At 60.9% G+C, this 16,738-nt stretch carries 15 protein-coding genes; 14 read left to right on the top strand and 1 reads right to left on the bottom strand.

All coding sequences use genetic code 11. From position 1 onward, the window contains the following. The first annotated feature begins 13 nt into the window (after nucleotides 1-13). The 14 genes from ispG to C266_RS28330 all read left to right on the top strand — a co-directional run bounded on the left by ispG (nucleotide 14) and on the right by C266_RS28330 (nucleotide 14,517). Complete coding sequence (ispG, locus tag C266_RS01485) at nucleotides 14-1,294, top strand: flavodoxin-dependent (E)-4-hydroxy-3-methylbut-2-enyl-diphosphate synthase (RefSeq protein WP_036660915.1); 1,281 nt, start codon at nucleotides 14-16, stop codon at nucleotides 1,292-1,294. A gap of 23 nt (nucleotides 1,295-1,317) precedes the next feature. Next, a complete protein-coding gene (gene hisS / locus C266_RS01480) occupies nucleotides 1,318-2,694 on the top strand; it encodes a histidine--tRNA ligase (protein ID WP_010807287.1) in 1,377 nt (458 codons plus the stop codon). 32 nt (nucleotides 2,695-2,726) lie between these two features. After that, a complete protein-coding gene (locus tag C266_RS01475; protein ID WP_010807286.1) occupies nucleotides 2,727-3,356 on the top strand; it encodes a tetratricopeptide repeat protein in 630 nt (209 codons plus the stop codon). Nucleotides 3,357-3,461: 105 nt separating this feature from the next. Further along, nucleotides 3,462-4,640 (top strand): outer membrane protein assembly factor BamB, encoded by a 1,179-nt coding sequence (gene bamB, locus C266_RS01470; protein ID WP_036661085.1) that lies wholly within the window; start codon nucleotides 3,462-3,464, stop codon nucleotides 4,638-4,640. Nucleotides 4,641-4,718: 78 nt separating this feature from the next. Beyond that, nucleotides 4,719-6,056, top strand: coding sequence for a ribosome biogenesis GTPase Der (der, locus tag C266_RS01465; RefSeq protein ID WP_010807284.1), 1,338 nt, complete (start codon nucleotides 4,719-4,721; stop codon nucleotides 6,054-6,056). Nucleotides 6,057-6,182: 126 nt separating this feature from the next. Beyond that, nucleotides 6,183-6,419 (top strand): RNA chaperone Hfq, encoded by a 237-nt coding sequence (gene hfq, locus C266_RS01460; protein ID WP_010807283.1) that lies wholly within the window; start codon nucleotides 6,183-6,185, stop codon nucleotides 6,417-6,419. Between the two features lie 105 nt (nucleotides 6,420-6,524). Next, on the top strand, nucleotides 6,525-7,688 hold the full coding sequence (gene hflX / locus C266_RS01455; protein WP_256380688.1) for a GTPase HflX: 1,164 nt from the start codon (nucleotides 6,525-6,527) through the stop codon (nucleotides 7,686-7,688). 218 nt (nucleotides 7,689-7,906) lie between these two features. Then, nucleotides 7,907-9,262 (top strand): FtsH protease activity modulator HflK, encoded by a 1,356-nt coding sequence (gene hflK, locus C266_RS01450; protein WP_036660912.1) that lies wholly within the window; start codon nucleotides 7,907-7,909, stop codon nucleotides 9,260-9,262. A 12-nt stretch (nucleotides 9,263-9,274) separates the two neighbouring features. Continuing rightward, on the top strand, nucleotides 9,275-10,174 hold the full coding sequence (hflC, locus tag C266_RS01445) for a protease modulator HflC (protein ID WP_010807280.1): 900 nt from the start codon (nucleotides 9,275-9,277) through the stop codon (nucleotides 10,172-10,174). Nucleotides 10,175-10,246: 72 nt separating this feature from the next. Further along, complete coding sequence (locus C266_RS01440; protein ID WP_036660910.1) at nucleotides 10,247-10,438, top strand: DUF2065 domain-containing protein; 192 nt, start codon at nucleotides 10,247-10,249, stop codon at nucleotides 10,436-10,438. Between the two features lie 38 nt (nucleotides 10,439-10,476). Beyond that, the gene (locus C266_RS01435) at nucleotides 10,477-11,637 is read left to right on the top strand and encodes an ATP phosphoribosyltransferase regulatory subunit (RefSeq protein ID WP_010807278.1); all 1,161 of its coding nucleotides are present in this window, start codon (nucleotides 10,477-10,479) and stop codon (nucleotides 11,635-11,637) included. Nucleotides 11,638-11,711: 74 nt separating this feature from the next. After that, nucleotides 11,712-13,052 carry an adenylosuccinate synthase gene (locus tag C266_RS01430; RefSeq protein ID WP_010807277.1) on the top strand — a complete coding sequence of 447 codons (1,341 nt, stop codon included), beginning with the start codon at nucleotides 11,712-11,714 and terminating at the stop codon, nucleotides 13,050-13,052. A gap of 28 nt (nucleotides 13,053-13,080) precedes the next feature. After that, nucleotides 13,081-13,617 (top strand): phosphoribosyltransferase, encoded by a 537-nt coding sequence (locus tag C266_RS01425; protein ID WP_010807276.1) that lies wholly within the window; start codon nucleotides 13,081-13,083, stop codon nucleotides 13,615-13,617. Between the two features lie 267 nt (nucleotides 13,618-13,884). Beyond that, the gene (locus tag C266_RS28330; protein WP_144265670.1) at nucleotides 13,885-14,517 is read left to right on the top strand and encodes a DUF4189 domain-containing protein; all 633 of its coding nucleotides are present in this window, start codon (nucleotides 13,885-13,887) and stop codon (nucleotides 14,515-14,517) included. A 133-nt stretch (nucleotides 14,518-14,650) separates the two neighbouring features. Here the strand turns inward: C266_RS28330 and C266_RS01415 are convergent, their stop codons facing one another. Next, nucleotides 14,651-16,729 carry a M3 family metallopeptidase gene (locus C266_RS01415; protein ID WP_010807274.1) on the bottom strand — a complete coding sequence of 693 codons (2,079 nt, stop codon included), beginning with the start codon at nucleotides 16,727-16,729 and terminating at the stop codon, nucleotides 14,651-14,653. Nucleotides 16,730-16,738 lie beyond the last annotated feature (9 nt).

The following is a 16,738-nucleotide window of genomic DNA, read 5'->3' as shown; positions in this document are numbered from 1 at the left end:
AAAGAGGGTAATCATGGCTTCTGTAGAATGCATGCCGATCATCGGCGGTCCGGCACCCCGCCGTCAGTCGCGCAAGGTCGAGATTCGCTGGGGTGGGCAACTGGTGACGGTCGGTGGCGACTCGCCGATTCGCGTGCAATCGATGACCAACACCGATACGGCAGACGTGATCGGTACGGCCATTCAGGTCAAGGAACTGGCGCAGGCAGGCTCCGAGCTGGTACGCATCACCGTGAATACACCGGAAGCCGCCGCCGCGGTGCCGGCAATTCGCGACCAACTCGACCGCATGGGTGTGATGGTGCCGCTGGTCGGCGACTTTCACTATAACGGCCATAAGCTGCTTGCCGACTATCCGGCATGCGCCGACGCGCTGTCGAAGTACCGCATCAACCCGGGTAACGTCGGGCAAGGCGCCAAACGTGATACGCAGTTCGCGCAAATGATCGAAATGGCGATCAAGTACGACAAGCCTGTGCGTATCGGCGTGAACTGGGGCAGCCTGGATCAGTCGCTGCTCGCGCGGATCATGGACGAGAACGCGGCACGTGCGACGCCCTGGGATGCACAGAGCGTGATGTACGAAGCCCTTATCACGTCGGCGCTGGAGTCGGCGGAACTGGCGCAACGCGTGGGTTTGTCGGCCAACAAGATTTTGCTCTCCTGCAAGGTGAGCGCGGTGCAGGACCTGATCGCCGTTTATCGCGAACTGGCCAAGCGTTGCGACTACGCCCTGCATCTGGGGCTGACCGAAGCCGGCATGGGGTCGAAGGGTATCGTGGCGTCGACGGCCGCACTGTCGGTGCTGCTGCAGGAAGGGATTGGCGACACGATCCGTATTTCGCTGACGCCGGAGCCCGGCGGCGCGCGTACCGGTGAGGTCGTGGTGGCGCAGGAAATCCTGCAGACGATGGGCCTGCGCGCGTTTGCGCCGATGGTCATCGCCTGCCCTGGGTGCGGCCGCACGACGAGTACGGTGTTCCAGGAACTGGCCTCGAATATTCAGGCATATCTGCGTGAACAAATGCCGATATGGAAGGCGCAATATCCGGGCGTCGAGAATATGAACGTCGCGGTGATGGGGTGTATCGTGAACGGCCCCGGAGAGTCGAAGCACGCGAACATCGGCATCAGCTTGCCGGGGTCGGGCGAATCGCCGGCGGCCCCCGTGTTCGTCGATGGTGAAAAGGTGCGCACGTTGCGCGGCGATCATATCGCCGAAGAGTTCCAGCAGATCGTCGACGCGTACGTGAAGACCCGCTACGGTCAGGCCGAAGGGGCGGTCGCCGCATAAGCAGGCAGGACACACAAGAGAATATGACTGACGCAAAGAAGAAGCGCCCCGCCAAACTGGCCGGGGTCAAAGGCATGAATGACATTCTTCCGCAGGACGAAGCCCTGTGGGAGTTCTTCGAGGAATCGGTGCGCGCCATGTTGCGTGCGTACGGCTATCAGCAGATCCGTACGCCGATTCTCGAGCACACGCAGTTGTTCACGCGCGGTATCGGTGAAGTGACCGATATCGTCGAGAAGGAGATGTACAGCTTCACCGATTCGCTCAACGGCGAGCAATTGACGATGCGCCCGGAGGGCACCGCAGCCGCAGTGCGTGCGACGCTCGAGCACAATCTGCTGTACGGCGGTCCGAAGCGTCTGTGGTATTTCGGCCCGATGTTCCGTCACGAGAAGCCGCAGCGCGGCCGCTATCGCCAGTTCCACCAGGTGGGCGTTGAGGCGCTCGGTCTTGCCGGTCCGGACGCGGATGTCGAAATCATTCTGATGTGCCAGCGCCTGTGGGACGATCTCGGGCTGACCGGCATTCATCTGCAACTGAACTCGCTGGGGCAGGGCGAAGAGCGTGCACGTCATCGTGCCGATCTGATCGCGTATCTCGAGAAGCATGTCGACTTGCTCGATGAAGACGGCAAGCGCCGTCTCTACACGAACCCGCTGCGCGTGCTCGATACGAAGAACCCGGCGATGCAGGAGATGGTCGAAGGGGCACCGAAGCTCATCGACTACCTCGGTGAGGACTCGATCAAGCATTTCGAAGGCGTGCAGTCGCTGCTCAAGGCGAACAACATTCCGTTCACGATCAATCCGCGTCTGGTGCGCGGGCTGGATTACTACAATCTGACCGTGTTCGAGTGGGTGACCGACAAGCTGGGTGCACAGGGCACGGTTGCCGGTGGCGGCCGTTACGATCCGCTGGTCGAACAACTGGGTGGCGATGCCACGCCGGCGTGCGGCTGGGCCATGGGAGTTGAGCGCATTCTCGAATTGCTGCGCGAAGACGATCTCGTGCCGCAGGCCGAAGGCGCCGACGTGTACGTCGTGCATCAGGGTGACGCGGCTGTCGCGCCTGCGCTGATCGCGGCCGAACGTATGCGTGATGCCGGTTTGAACGTCGTATTCCACTGCAGTCCGGACGGCAAGGGCAGCAGCTTCAAGTCGCAAATGAAGCGTGCGGACGCGAGCGGCGCGAATTTCGCAGTGATCATCGGCGAGAACGAAGTGGCTTCGGGCACGGCCGTGGTCAAGCACCTGCGTGCCGCCGATCAGGCGAACAATCAAACGAGCGTAGCGTTCGACGGCCTCGCGGAGCACTTGATCGACACGATCGTCGCCAGTGCCGACGAAAGCGTGAACGAAAGCCTGGCCGATGTCGGCGCGGGTAACGAAACCCTTCATTAATTCAAGACGCCAGACACGGAGAGCACCGGCGAATGAGCAGCTATCACGAGGAACAGGAACAGATCGAGAACGTAAAGGCCTGGTGGAAGCAGTACGGCAATTACGTTATCTGGACGCTGGTCGTCATCATGCTGGCCTATGGTGGCTGGAACCTTTGGCGCTATTACGACCGCAAGCAGACGGTCGAGGCGGGCGTACTGTATGGCGAGTTGGAGAATGCCATCGACGCGAAGGACAAGGCGAAGGTGGCCCGTATCGCGTCGGACATGGAAAGCAAGTTCAGCGGTACGCCGTACGCACAGATGACGGCAATGCTTGCAGCCAAGTCGCTTGCAGATGCGGGGGATGCGGCGGGTTCGAAGGCGCAACTGCAGTGGGCGGTGTCGAACGCGAAGGACGACGAGTACAAGCAACTTGCCAAGCTGCGTCTGGCCGGTGTGTTGCTCGACGAAAAAGCGTACGACGAAGCGCTCAAGCTGCTCGACAATCCGCCCGCCCCTTACGCCGGTCTGTTCGCCGATCGCCGTGGCGACGTGCTGGTCGCGCAGAGCAAGGTGGCCGATGCGCGTACCGCGTACAAGCTGGCACTCGAAAAGCTCGACAAGCAGGATTCGGGCATGCGCCAGTTCGTTCAGTTCAAGCTCGACGCGCTGGGGGCCTGACGCGCGTTTGGCACTCCGTTGGCAAGTATTACCCTCCCATAACGCATAACCGGGTACATGATGATCTTTAACGACTTCCGTCGATCGATGCCGCAAACGATGGCCATGTCACAGTCCGCGCAGGCGGCGTCGACGCGCCGTGGCATTTTCAAGCGCGCGGGCAGTGCCGTGCTGACGCTGGCAGTGCTGGGTACGCTGGGTGGTTGCGGAATCTTCGGCGGCAAGCCGGCGCACGAGCCGACGCCGCTCACGGAGATCAAGCAGGCGTTGACCGTCAAGCAGATCTGGACAGCCAGCGTTGGCAAGGCCGGCGCTTACAGCTTCGCACCGGTCGCGGTGGGCAACGCCGTGTTCGCCGCAGGCGCGAACGGCAGCATCGTGCGCGTGGATGCGGATACGGGGGCATCGACCTGGTCGGCCAAGGCGGATACGAACATCACCGCCGGTCCGGGCAGCGACGGCGAGACGACCGTCGTCGCCACGCACAAGGGCGATGTGATCGCGTTCGATCACGACGGCAAGCAGTTCTGGAAGGCCAACGCCGGTAGCGAGGTACTCACGGCGCCGCTGGTCGGTCGCGGCATCGTTGTCGTGCGTGCGATCAACAATCGCGTGACGGCGTTCGATTCGGGTACGGGCTCGGTGCGTTGGTCGTATTCGCAGCCGTCGTCGACGCTCACGCTGCGTACCGGCACGGGCATGACGTTCGTGGGTGACCGTGCCGTCGTGACGGGCTTCCCTGGCGGCAAGATGGTGGCGCTCGACGCCAATACCGGCAACCCGCTGTGGGTCACGCCGCTGTCGTACCCGAAGGGTGTGACGGAAGTGGAGCGTGTGAACGACGTAACCGGCTCGCCGGTCGTGTTCGGCCGTCAGGTGTGCGGTGCGACGTTCCAGGGCCGTGTGGGCTGTGCCGATGTGCAGACCGGCAATGGCTTGTGGGCGCGCGATTTCTCGTCGCCGAACGGTGTTACGCAGGATGAACGTGTGGTGGCGGCAGTGAACACCGATGGCGCCGTCTACGCCTTCAGCGCTGCCGATGGCAGTACACTGTGGCAGAACGACAAGCTCAAGTACCGCGACCTGTCGGCGCCGTTGGCGCTCGGCCGCGTGGTGGTGGTGGGCGACAAGCAGGGCTATCTGCATTTCCTGTCGCGTGACAATGGTGAGCTTCTGGCTCGCGTCAAACTGAGCGGTGCGATCGGTGCGCAACCGATCCTTGCCGGCCAGACACTGGTTGTGCAAACGCGCGACGGCAACATCTACGGCTTCCGTCCGGATTAACCGGTTACCGGCAGCACCCGGGCATTTTCCGGGAACGGCCGGCGCGCTGCCGGCCGTCTTCGTTTTTAGGGCTTATTCATGAAACCCGTGATCGCGCTCGTAGGGCGCCCCAACGTCGGCAAATCGACGCTATTCAACCGTTTGACCCGCTCGCGCGACGCGCTCGTCGCCGACATGCCCGGGCTCACGCGCGACCGTCACTATGGCGAGGGGCGCGTTGGCGAGCATCCGTACCTGCTGATCGACACCGGTGGCTTCGAACCTGTGGCCAAGGAGGGCATCTTCCACGAAATGGCCAAGCAGACGCGTCAGGCCGTGGTTGAGGCCGACGTGGTGATCTATATCGTGGACGGACGTCAGGGTCTCACGCCGCACGATCAGATCATTGCCGATTATCTGCGCAAGACAGGGCGCAAGATCATGCTCGTGGTCAATAAGGCCGAGGGCATGAAGTATTCGTCAGTCGCGAACGAATTCTACGAACTCGGTCTGGGCGACCCGCTCGCCATCTCGGCCGCGCATGGCGACGGTGTGAAGGAAGTCATCGACGAAGCCATCGCACCGTTTTACGCGAATCAGGACGAGAGCGAAGAGGATAAGCAGAACGACGGGCGAGTGAAGATCGCCATCGTCGGGCGTCCGAACGTCGGCAAATCGACGTTGGTCAATACACTCCTCGGTGAAGAGCGTGTGATCGCATACGACATGCCGGGCACCACGCGCGACTCGATTCATATCGAATTCGAGCGTCAGGGACGCAAATACACGCTGATCGATACCGCCGGTCTGCGCCGTCGCGGCAAGGTTTTCGAGGCTGTCGAGAAGTTCTCGGTTGTGAAAACGCTGCAATCGATCGCCGATGCGAACGTCGTGATCCTCATGCTGGATGCCCGTCAGGACATCTCGGATCAGGACGCACATATCGCCGGTTTTATCGTCGAATCGGGGCGTGCGCTGGTCGTTGGCGTGAACAAGTGGGATGGACTGGACGAGTACACGCGTGAGCAGACCAAGCAGGAATTGGAGCGAAAGCTCAAGTTCCTCTCTTTTGCGAACTTTCACTTCGTTTCGGCCGCGAAGGCCACGGGCATTGGCCCGCTGATGCGCTCGGTGGACGAGGCGTACGCTGCGGCGATGAGCAAACTGCCGACGCCGAAGCTGACCAAAGCCCTCATCGAGGCGGTGGAGCATCAGCAGCCGCGACGTTCAGGGTTCTCCCGTCCGAAGCTGCGCTACGCCCACCAAGGGGGCTCGAATCCGCCGATCATCGTCATTCACGGGAATAGTCTCGATGGGGTGACCGATACCTATCGGCGTTACCTCGAGAACCGTTTCCGCGAAACTTTTAAGTTGAAGGGCACTCCATTACGCATAGAGTTCCGGAACAGCGCGAACCCTTACGCCAAGGGCGAGTGAAAGCCAGTCCAGGGCGGGGTTTTGCTGGCGACGCTAGCAAAATCAGCTATAGTGTGGAAGTCAGGGTGGGAAGCGCGCACACGCCTTGGCTTACGGTCATTTGCTAAAAATACAATGGAGTAACTTATGAGCAACAAAGGGCAACTTTTACAAGACCCGTTTCTGAACGCCTTGCGTAAGGAGCATGTTCCCGTCTCGATCTATCTGGTCAACGGTATCAAGCTGCAGGGAAACATCGAGTCGTTTGACCAGTATGTCGTCCTGCTGCGCAACACGGTTACCCAAATGGTCTATAAGCATGCCATTTCGACGGTCGTACCTGCGCGTCCGGTGAATTTCCATCCGGAAGCCGAGCAGTCCTGATTCAGGCTCGCCCGACCGGGAGTCTCTCCGGCCGGGCGAATTTCTCTTCCCCATCGCCCGCTCTTGTCCAACAGCCCCAATACCCATCCCCAGCGTAGCTTGACGATCAACGCCGCGCTCGTCGGCATCGATTTCGGCAAACTCGATTTCGAAGCCAGCCTCCAGGAACTCGACCTTCTGACGCAATCCGCAGGCGCCACGCCTGTCGTGACCATTACTGGTCGCCGTCACAGCCCGGATGCAAAGCTCTTCATCGGCAGTGGTAAAGCCGAAGAGCTGCGTGCCGCCATCGAAGAGTACGACGTCGAACTGGTCATTTTCAATCACGCCCTGACGCCTGGCCAGCAGCGTAACCTCGAACACCTGTTGCAGCGTCGGGTGGTCGATCGCACCAGCCTGATCCTCGATATCTTTGCCCAACGTGCCAAGAGTCATGAGGGCAAGCTGCAGGTCGAACTCGCGCAGTTGCGGTACCTGTCCACGCGCCTGGTGCGCGCCTGGACCCACTTGGAACGTCAGAAGGGCGGTATTGGCTTGCGCGGACCGGGTGAAACGCAGTTGGAAACCGATCGCCGACTGCTCGGCGACCGCGTGAAGTCGCTCGAGGTTCGCCTCGAGAAGCTTCGACGCCAGCACGACACGCAACGTCGTGCGCGCCAGCGCAGCGGCACCGTGTCGATTTCGCTGGTGGGCTACACGAATGCGGGCAAATCCACGCTGTTCAATGCGATGACGAAGGCCAATGCCTACGCCGCAGATCAGTTGTTTGCCACGCTCGATACCACCTCCCGTCGTGTTTATCTTGGCGATGTCGGGAACATCGTGCTGTCTGACACTGTCGGATTCATCCGCGAGCTGCCGCACCAATTGGTTGCGGCATTCCGGGCGACGCTTGAGGAGACGGTACACGCCGATATGCTGCTGCATGTGGTGGATGCCTCAAGTCAGGTGCGCCAGGAGCAGATGGCCGAGGTCAACGCCGTTTTGGCAGAGATCGATGCGGCCGACATCCCGCAGATTCTCGTCTGGAACAAGATCGACGCGGTGCCGGAACTGGCCGCACAAGGGCCGAGAATCGAACGGGATGAAGCCGGGCGCATTACGCGAGTCTTTTTGAGCGCGCGCACCGGCCAGGGCCTCGACCTGCTGCGCGAGGCCATTAGCGAGGCGGTTGTGGCCGGCACTGCTGGGTTACAATCGCAGATCGAAGCGCCCGATGTCCGGCTTATCGACCGTTGGGGCGATGTGCCGCGCGCAGAAGACAGATAACACGAGACGTCACACCGTGAAGGGTGACTGCCACGGGGAACACCGGCAGCGCACAACACGGGTGACGAACTGGCAAGAGACTAGACGGAGGCCGGGCAAGGCCACCGATCGGCACACCAGAGATTCGGGAACTACGCGCGAACCGGCAGCATGCGCGCTCCGAAGTGAGGCGCGCCGGTCGCAACGCCAAGACCGCTTCAGTCACCACGCTTCTACCTATGCTTCCAAGAGCTTTGATGCGACGAGTTGGCTTGATATTCTCCCTGAACGACCCGCGCTGGGGGCGGGACGGCGGCGATACGCCGTCCGGTAATCAGGAGCCGAACCGCCCCGATCGTGCGAACAATCCGAATCCGCAGGATCCGAAGGAGCCACAGCGCGGACCGCAAGGTCCGCAGCAGGACGGCCCCCCCGATCTCGACGAACTGTGGCGCGATTTCAATCGGCGTCTTAACCGTATCTTCGGCCGCAAGAGTGGCGGAGGCGGCAATAACGGCGGTTCGAGCAATTTCTCCGGCGGCTCGCGCGGATCGAGCATCGGCGCCGGCGTTGTCATCGCGCTGGCATTCCTGATCTGGCTGGCCACCGGCGTCTTCATCGTCCAGGAAGGTCAGGTCGGCGTCGTCACGCAATTCGGCAAATACAAGTACACGACGACTTCGGGTATTCAATGGCGCCTGCCGTACCCGTTCCAATCGGTCGAGATCGTCAACATGTCGCAGATCCGTTCGGTCGAAATCGGCCGCTCGAATACGATTCGCGATACCGATCTGAAGGATTCGTCGATGCTCACGGGCGATGAAAACATCATCGACGTGCGCTTTGCCGTGCAGTACCGCATCAAGGATGCGACCGAATTCCTGTTCAATAACGTGGACGCCGAATCGTCGGTGAACTTGGCAGCGCAAACGGCGGTTCGCGAGATCGTCGGCAAGAGCAAGATGGACTTTGTGCTCTACGCCGGTCGCGAAGAGATCGCCAACGACCTGGTCACTTCGATCCAGCGCATTCTTGACGACTACAAGACCGGCATTCTGGTCACGAGCGTGACGATGCAAAGCGTACAGCCGCCTGAGCAGGTGCAGGCCGCTTTCGACGATGCCGTGAAGGCTGGGCAGGATCTGGAGCGTGCGAAGAATGAAGCGCAGGCCTATGCCAATAACGTGATTCCGCGTGCCAAGGGTACGGCGTCGCGTCTGACGGAAGAGGCTGCCGGCTACAAGGCGCGTGTCGTGTCGCAAGCGCAGGGCGATGCCGATCGCTTCAAACTGGTGCAGGAAGCCTATGCCAAGGCGCCCGGCGTCATTCGCGAGCGGATGTACCTGGACACGATGCAGCAGATCTATTCGCGTACCACGAAGATCATGGTGGATTCGAAGAACAACAGTCTGTTGTACCTGCCGTTGGACAAGATCATGGAGCGCACCCGCAGCGGCGATGCGTCGCCGCCGGCCCCGGCCTCCGGTGCGGCAGCGAATGCAGCCACTGGATCGTCTGCTGCTGATGACAGCTCGGACGCCGACCATGATCGATCGCGCGCGGCATTGCGCAACCGCGACCGCGATTCACGCTAAGGGGATAAGCGCATGAACCGTATTGGAACCGTAATTGTTGCGCTGATCGTTCTGTTGATCGTGCTTGCCTCGACGATGTTCGTGGTGGATCAGCGCCGTTTTGCCGTGGTGTTTTCGCTGGGCGAGATCCGCGACGTATATAGCCAGCCTGGCCTGAAATTCAAGTTGCCGCCGCCGCTCCAGACCGTGCTGTATCTGGATAAGCGCATCATGACCATCGATAACCCGGAGCCGGAGCGCTTCATCACGGCCGAGAAGAAGAACCTGATCGTCGACTCGTATGTGAAGTGGCGTATCGTCGACCCGCGCAAGTTCTACGTGAGCTTCAAGGGTGAGAGCCGTCTTGCTCAGGATAGATTGACGCAGCAGATTCGCTCGGCATTGCAGGAAGCGTTCACCAAGCGCACGGTGACGGAGGTGGTGTCCTCGCAGCGTGAACAGGTAATGCAGTGGGTCAAGCAGAAGGTCGGCGAAGACGCTGCGCAAGTGGGCATCGAGATTGTCGACGTGAGGATGCGCCGCGTGGATCTGGCCGCTGGCATCAGCGATTCGGTCTATAGCCGGATGGCTGCCGAGCGTAAGCGCGTGGCGAACGAGCTGCGTTCGACTGGCGCTGCCGAGGCCGAGCAGATTCGTGCCGATGCCGACCGCCAGCGCGACGTGGTGGTGGCGGAAGCCTATGCCAAGGCCCAGCAGGTCAAGGGCGAGGGCGATGCCGCTGCGGCGGGTATATACGCGCAGGCATTTGGCCGTGATCCGCAGTTCGCGCAGTTCTATCAGAGCCTGGAAGCGTACAAGGCGACGTTCCGCGACAAGGCGGACGTCATCATTGCCGACCCGAACAGCGATTTCTTCCGATTTATGCGCGGCTCCGGTGGTGCTGGCGCGCCGAGCGGAAAAGCGGGAAAATAACGCCTTTGACATCCGAGTAGCTGCCACCGCCCGCGTCAAACGCGGGCGGTGGCGTTTTGGCCGAGTCCCCCTGTGACCAGCAGCACGATAATTCTCGCTTTGGCCCTCATGCTGATCGTCGAGGGGTTGTTTCCGTTTGTCGCTCCGGAACGGTGGCGGCAAAGTTTTCGTAAAATAACGGAAATGCCGTCCGGCCAGATTCGCTTCTTCGGCCTGGCCGCCGTCTCGTTGGGGCTGATTCTGATGCTGCTGGCCGACCACTAAAAGGCGCTTCCCTGCGCCGCCTGAGTACCGAAATATCCATGCCGAACTGGCTCCTTCCCGAAAATATCGCCGACGTGCTGCCGTCCGAGGCGCGCAAGATCGAAGATCTGCGCCGGCTCATGCTCGATCGCTTCCGCACCTACGGGTACGAACTCGTGATGCCGCCGATGCTCGAGTACGTCGAGTCGCTGCTGACCGGCACCGGCCACGACCTCGATCTGCGCACGTTCAAGCTCGTTGACCAGCTCTCGGGCCGTACGATGGGCCTGCGCGCCGACATCACCCCGCAGATCGCCCGTATCGACGCCCACTTGCTCAATCGCAAGGGCGTGACGCGTCTGTGCTATGCGGGGAGCGTTCTGTTTACGCGTCCGCGCAATTTGCTGGCAACGCGCGAACCGTTCCAGATCGGCGCTGAAATCTTCGGGCATAGCGGGCTGGAAGCCGATCTCGAGATTCAGGAGCTGTTGCTCTACTGCCTGCAACTTGCCGGCCTGAAGCAGATTCGGATCGATCTGTGCCATGCAGGCGTTCTGGAGGCGCTGATCGAGCGTGTGCCGGCTGCCGAGGCTATTGAGAGTCAGTTGTTCGGTGCCCTGGCAACCAAGGATGTGCCGCAACTCGAAGCGCTGACTCGTGACCTGCCTGTGCTCCTTCGCGACGCGCTGCTGGCGTTGACCACGTTGTATGGTGAACCGGCCGAGACACTCGCTCGCGCCCGCAAGGTGCTGCCGGATCTGCCCGGTGTGAAGGCTGCATTGGACGATCTGGCCTATCTGGCGGCGTCGCAGAGCAAGGATGGCCCGGCAGTGCTGTCCATCGATCTGGCCGATCTGCGAGGCTATCAGTACCACAGTGGCGTGATGTTCGCCGCATATGTCGATGGCATCCCCAATGCGATTGCGCGCGGTGGACGCTACGACAAAGTGGGGCAGGCGTTCGGGCGAGACCGTCCGGCAACCGGTTTTTCACTTGATTTGCGTGAATTGGCAGCAATTTCGCCGGTTGAAGCGCGCAGTAACGCCATTTTGGCGCCGGCGGACGACGTCCCTGGGTTGCGTGCCAAGATCGAGAGCCTGCGAGATGCGGGCGAGGTCGTCATCCGCATGCTGCCGGGGCACGATCAGGATTTCGAGGAGTTCACGGGGGACCGTGTACTTGTCGAGAAAAATGGTCAGTGGGTTGTGACGCCCCGGTGAACTTCGCTGAAAAAAGCGGCACTAGCGCCCGTCAACACGGGTAGAATACGTTTTTAACCAAACCAACTATTGTTATGTCCGGCAATGCTTTGAATCAGGGACGCAACGTCGTCGTTATCGGAACCCAGTGGGGTGACGAGGGCAAAGGTAAGGTCGTCGACTGGCTGACCGATCACGCGCAAGGCGTGGTGCGATTCCAAGGGGGCCATAATGCCGGACATACGCTCATCATCGGTGGCAAGAAGACGATTCTGCGCCTGATCCCGTCGGGCATCATGCACAAGGACGTCACTTGCTACATCGGCAACGGCGTGGTGCTTTCGCCCGAAGCGCTGTTCAAGGAAATCGATGAGCTGGAAAGTGCCGGTCTGAATGTCTGCGGCCGTCTGCGTATTTCCGAAGCCTGTACCCTGATCCTCCCGTACCACATCGCCATCGACCAGGCGCGCGAAGCGCGTCGCGGTGCTGGCAAGATCGGCACGACCGGTCGCGGCATCGGTCCGGCGTACGAAGATAAGGTCGGCCGCCGTGCGTTGCGCGTGCAGGACCTCTTCGATCCGGAGACATTCGCCACCCGTCTGCGTGAAAACCTCGATTATCACAACTTCGTCCTGACGCAGTATCTGGGCGCGAAGGCTGTCGACTTCCAGGAAACGCTGGACACGATGCTCAGCTATGCCGCGCGTCTGAAGCCGATGATTTCCGACGTGTCGCAGATGCTCTATGCCGCCAACCGCGAAGGACAGAATCTGTTGTTCGAAGGCGCACAAGGCACGCTGCTCGATATCGATCACGGCACGTACCCGTTCGTGACCAGCAGCAACTGCGTCGCAGGTGCCGCTTCCGCTGGCGCTGGCGTGGGGCCGCAGCAATTGCACTACGTGCTGGGCATCACCAAGGCATATTGCACGCGCGTTGGCGCCGGTCCGTTCCCGAGCGAGCTGTACGATGCGGACAACCCCGCACGTCAGGAAGCCATTGGCCTGAAATTGGCGACCGTTGGCAAGGAATTCGGCTCGGTGACGGGCCGTCCGCGCCGCACGGGCTGGATGGATGCCGCAGCACTCAAGCGTTCGATCCAGATCAACGGCGTGACGGGCTTGTGCATGACGAAACTCGACGTGCTCGACGGCCTCGAGACCGTGCGTCTGTGCGTGGGCTACAAGATTGACGGCAAGATGATCGACATTCTGCCGCGCGGCGCTGTGGACGTGGCGCGCTGTGAGCCGGTGTACGAAGATTTCCCCGGCTGGACGCAGAGCACGTTTGGCGTGACGTCGTGGGATCAACTGCCGGTTCAGGCGCAAACCTACCTGAAGCGTATTGAAGAGGTGAGCGGTATTCCGATCGATATGGTGTCGACCGGACCTGACCGTGACGAAACCATTCTGTTGCGTCATCCCTTCAAGAACTGAAATACCAGTAGGACTGGCAAGGCACACCATGAATCTGCCCCAAAACGACGATAAGAACCTCTGGGTCTCGTGGGAAGAGTACCACCGGCTGATCGAGCGTCTGGCGCTCAAGGTCTATGAGTCCGACTGGAAGTTCGACAAGATCCTGTGTCTGGCCCGTGGTGGTTTGCGTGTAGGCGATCAGCTTGCACGCATCTATGACGTGCCGCTCGCGATTCTGGCGACCAGTTCGTATCGTGAAGCCGAAGGCACTGTTCGTGGCGATCTCGACATTGCCCAGTACATCACCATCACGCGCGGCGAGCTGGAAGGCCGTGTGCTGCTGGTCGACGATCTGGTCGATTCGGGGGTGACGCTCGAACGCGTTGGCAAGCACCTCAAGGAGCGTTTCCCGAAGGTGACCGATGTGCGCTCCGCAGTGCTGTGGCACAAGGCTTGCTCGAAGGTGGCTCCGGATTACGCGGTCGAATTCCTGGCAACGAATCCGTGGATTCACCAGCCCTTCGAGGAGTACGACACGCTGCGTCCGCACAACTTGTCTGCGTGGATCAAGCGCGGCACCTGAGCGATATTGGTAAGGCCGGGTGTGCTGAGAGACGCAGTTCGGCAGGGAAGCCCAACAAACAGGCGGTGACATCGAAAGATGCCCCGCCTGTTTCGTTTTGTGTGTCCGTTTCCGAAGTGCTTGCCGTGGATTTGACATGCGATAGCGCGGTGAGGCCATTTGGCGGGCAATCTCCCCTCTGCTCAAAGCTTCAGTGCCCCGGGTGACGTGATTTCATACGATATCAGTCACGACCTGTGCAGATTCTTCGACTGCGATTCCGTCACGATGAAGTGGTTTGGCCACTATTCCGCGATTTTCTCTGCATGTCTTGTTGGCGTGATGGCACTGATCAGCACGCCAAGTCTTGCCGCGTCCGCCGTGGCGGGAGTGCGTACGGCAAACGGGCTTCGATATGTCTATGTGACCAACCAGACATCGATGGCCAAGGCCAAACTGGCAGTGCTGGACCGATGTAGGACCCAACTCGCGTCCGCTAGCCGGGGAGGGCAATGCGAGGTGTTGATGGCCGGGAACGGGCCCGCATACTGGGCGGTTGTGCGTGCAAGTAACGGGGAGGTTGGCGTCGCGCTCGGCGATACCCAGACATCTGCCGTTCAGGACGCATTTGTCGTTTGTCAGCGCGGGGGCGAATGCTCTGCCGATAACGCGCACATCTGGTTCGATAACGGCCAACGTCCAGGCAAGCGCTTGCCGCCGCCTCCCGCGGCTCAGGCATCGCCCGCGCAGTGCCGGATTCCTACGGGGCAGGTCGTACGCATGCAGACGCGATGTATCAACGGCGAGTGCATCCGGACGTATGAGAACGGGTGCACGGTTCGCTTCCAAGCGGCACGCTGTCTGGACCCGGAGACGAACAGCTACGTGTGGAGACCGAACGGTTGCGGCGATGGGGGCTGATGATTCTGCATGCTGCGGGCGGATCGCCCGGTGCGTGATGTGTTGTTCCGTGCATCCCGCCATCAACGAAAATGGGCGCCCGAAGGCGCCCATTTTTCATTGAAGACTCCCGTTGGGCGTCAGCTTGCGGATGTCAGCTTGCCGACATGCCGCTGTGACGCAGCAAGGCATCAACTTGCGGCGCGCGGCCCCGGAACGCGATAAACGACTCCATTGCCTCGCGGCTACCACCCACCGCGAGAATTTCATCGCGATAGCGGGCACCCGTTGCCGTGTCGAGTACCGATCCGCTGACCTGCGCGGCCTCTTCAAACGCTGCATACACGTCGGCAGACAGCACTTCGGCCCACTTGTAGCTGTAGTAGCCTGCCGCATAGCCTCCCGCAAAGATGTGGCTGAACGTATTCGGCCAACGTGAGAACTCCGCTTGCGGTGTGACGTGCAGCCGATCATTGATGCGTTTCGAAAGCGCCAGCACCGACTCGTTGCCACGCGGATCGAAGTCGTAATGCAGGTGCATGTCGAAGTCGGAGAAGACCAACTGGCGCAGCATCATCAGGCCGCTCTGGAAATTGCGCGCTGCGATCATCTTGTCGAACAGCGTGCGTGGCAACGGCGCGCCTGTATCGACGTGCGCCGTCATGTGTTCCAGTACATCCCATTCCCAGCAGAAGTTCTCCATGAACTGAGACGGCAATTCGACGGCATCCCACTCGACGCCATTGATGCCCGCCACGCCAGCATCTTCCACTTGCGTGAGCATGTGGTGCAGGCCGTGTCCGAATTCATGGAACAGCGTGATGACGTCGTCGTGCGGCAGTAGCGCGGGCTTGTCGCCAACGGGGGCGGGGAAGTTGCAAACGAGGTAGGCCACCGGTGTTTGCAGCTCGCCATCGTGCAGGCGCTTGCGGGTGCGGGCGCTGTCCATCCATGCGCCACCGCGTTTGCCTTCGCGGGCGAACAAGTCCATGTAGAACTGCGCTACCAGTTCGCCATCGCGCTCGATGCGGAAGAAGCGCACATCCGGATGCCAAGTTTCGGCATCTTGCGGACGAATCGTGACACCGAACAACGCGCCAGCGACGCGGAACAGGCCGTCAAGCACCTTGGGCAACGGGAAATATTGGCGGACTTCCGTTTCCGAGAAGGCATAGCGTTGCTGGCGCAGCTTTTCCGACGCGTAGGCTGTATCCCACGGCTGCAACTTATCGATGCCAAGCGAGGCAGCGGCGAACGCCTGCAGTTCTTCCCAATCCTTTTCGGCGTACGGACGCGCGCGGCGGGCGAGGTCTTCGAGGAACTCAAGGACTTGCGCGGGCGATTCGGCCATCTTGGGTTCGAGCGATACCTCGGCATAGTTCTTGAAGCCGAGCATGTGGGCTTCTTCGCGGCGCAGCGAGAGTTGTTCGACAACGATCTCAGTGTTGTCCCAACCGGCTTCGCCGTCGCCGAATTGCGGGCCAAGTTCAGATGCACGCGTGACGTTGGCGCGATACAGCTTCTCGCGAAGCGCACGATTGTCCGCGTATTGCAGCACAGGGAAGTACGACGGGAAGTGCAGTGTGAATTTCCAGCCTTCGAGGCCGTCGCGTTCGGCTGCGGCGCGCGCAGCGGCCTTGTCGTCGTCAGGCACGCCGGAAAGCGCCTGCTCGTCGGTCACGACAAGTGAAAACTTGTTAGTGGCGTCGAGCACGTGGTCCGAAAAACTCTTGGCCAGATATGCCTGCCGCTCCTGAATTTCGGCGAATCGCGGTTTCTGATCTTCGGGAAGTTCGGCGCCGCCGAGGCGGAAACCGCGCATCTCGTTGTCGAGAATCTTCTTGCGTGCCGGCGACAGACCTGCGAATTCCGAACCTGCAGCGATGGCCTTGTACTTTTCGAACAGCGCTAGATTCTGACCGACGCTCGCTGAGAACTCGGTGACGCGCGGCAGGTTTTCGCTGTACGCCGCGCGTAGCTCCGGTGTGTCGGCGACTGCGTTCAGGTGCCCGACGATTTCCCAGGCACGGCCCAGTCCTTCGGTACCGTCTTCCACGGCGTCGAGAATGTTGGCCCAGGTCGCCGGCGTGGATGGGGCTGCTGCCCGGTCGACGGCCACGCGCGCTTGCTCCAGCAATACGTCAACGGCGGGCGTCACGTGTTCGGGGCGGATCTCGGCGAAACGCGGGAGTCCTTCGATATCGAGCAGAGGATTGGTTTGCGGCGTATTCATGCGTTCGGT

It is taken from the genome of Pandoraea sp. SD6-2 (assembly GCF_000389825.1).
Taxonomy (GTDB): Bacteria; Pseudomonadota; Gammaproteobacteria; order Burkholderiales; family Burkholderiaceae; genus Pandoraea; species Pandoraea communis.
Note: the sequence above shows the minus strand (reverse complement) of the source record. Positions and strands in the feature narration are given on the sequence as shown.

What these genes read in the sequence shown, in the direction of transcription:
- ispG (WP_036660915.1), top strand. Translation starts at nt 14, where the DNA reads ATGGCTTCTGTAGAATGCATGCCGATCATCGGCGGTCCGGCACCCCGC.
- hisS (WP_010807287.1), top strand. Translation starts at nt 1,318, where the DNA reads ATGACTGACGCAAAGAAGAAGCGCCCCGCCAAACTGGCCGGGGTCAAA.
- C266_RS01475 (WP_010807286.1), top strand. Translation starts at nt 2,727, where the DNA reads ATGAGCAGCTATCACGAGGAACAGGAACAGATCGAGAACGTAAAGGCC.
- bamB (WP_036661085.1), top strand. Translation starts at nt 3,462, where the DNA reads ATGTCACAGTCCGCGCAGGCGGCGTCGACGCGCCGTGGCATTTTCAAG.
- der (WP_010807284.1), top strand. Translation starts at nt 4,719, where the DNA reads ATGAAACCCGTGATCGCGCTCGTAGGGCGCCCCAACGTCGGCAAATCG.
- hfq (WP_010807283.1), top strand. Translation starts at nt 6,183, where the DNA reads ATGAGCAACAAAGGGCAACTTTTACAAGACCCGTTTCTGAACGCCTTG.
- hflK (WP_036660912.1), top strand. Translation starts at nt 7,907, where the DNA reads ATGCTTCCAAGAGCTTTGATGCGACGAGTTGGCTTGATATTCTCCCTG.
- hflC (WP_010807280.1), top strand. Translation starts at nt 9,275, where the DNA reads ATGAACCGTATTGGAACCGTAATTGTTGCGCTGATCGTTCTGTTGATC.
- C266_RS01435 (WP_010807278.1), top strand. Translation starts at nt 10,477, where the DNA reads ATGCCGAACTGGCTCCTTCCCGAAAATATCGCCGACGTGCTGCCGTCC.
- C266_RS01430 (WP_010807277.1), top strand. Translation starts at nt 11,712, where the DNA reads ATGTCCGGCAATGCTTTGAATCAGGGACGCAACGTCGTCGTTATCGGA.
- C266_RS01425 (WP_010807276.1), top strand. Translation starts at nt 13,081, where the DNA reads ATGAATCTGCCCCAAAACGACGATAAGAACCTCTGGGTCTCGTGGGAA.
- C266_RS28330 (WP_144265670.1), top strand. Translation starts at nt 13,885, where the DNA reads ATGAAGTGGTTTGGCCACTATTCCGCGATTTTCTCTGCATGTCTTGTT.
- C266_RS01415 (WP_010807274.1), bottom strand. Translation starts at nt 16,729, where the DNA reads ATGAATACGCCGCAAACCAATCCTCTGCTCGATATCGAAGGACTCCCG.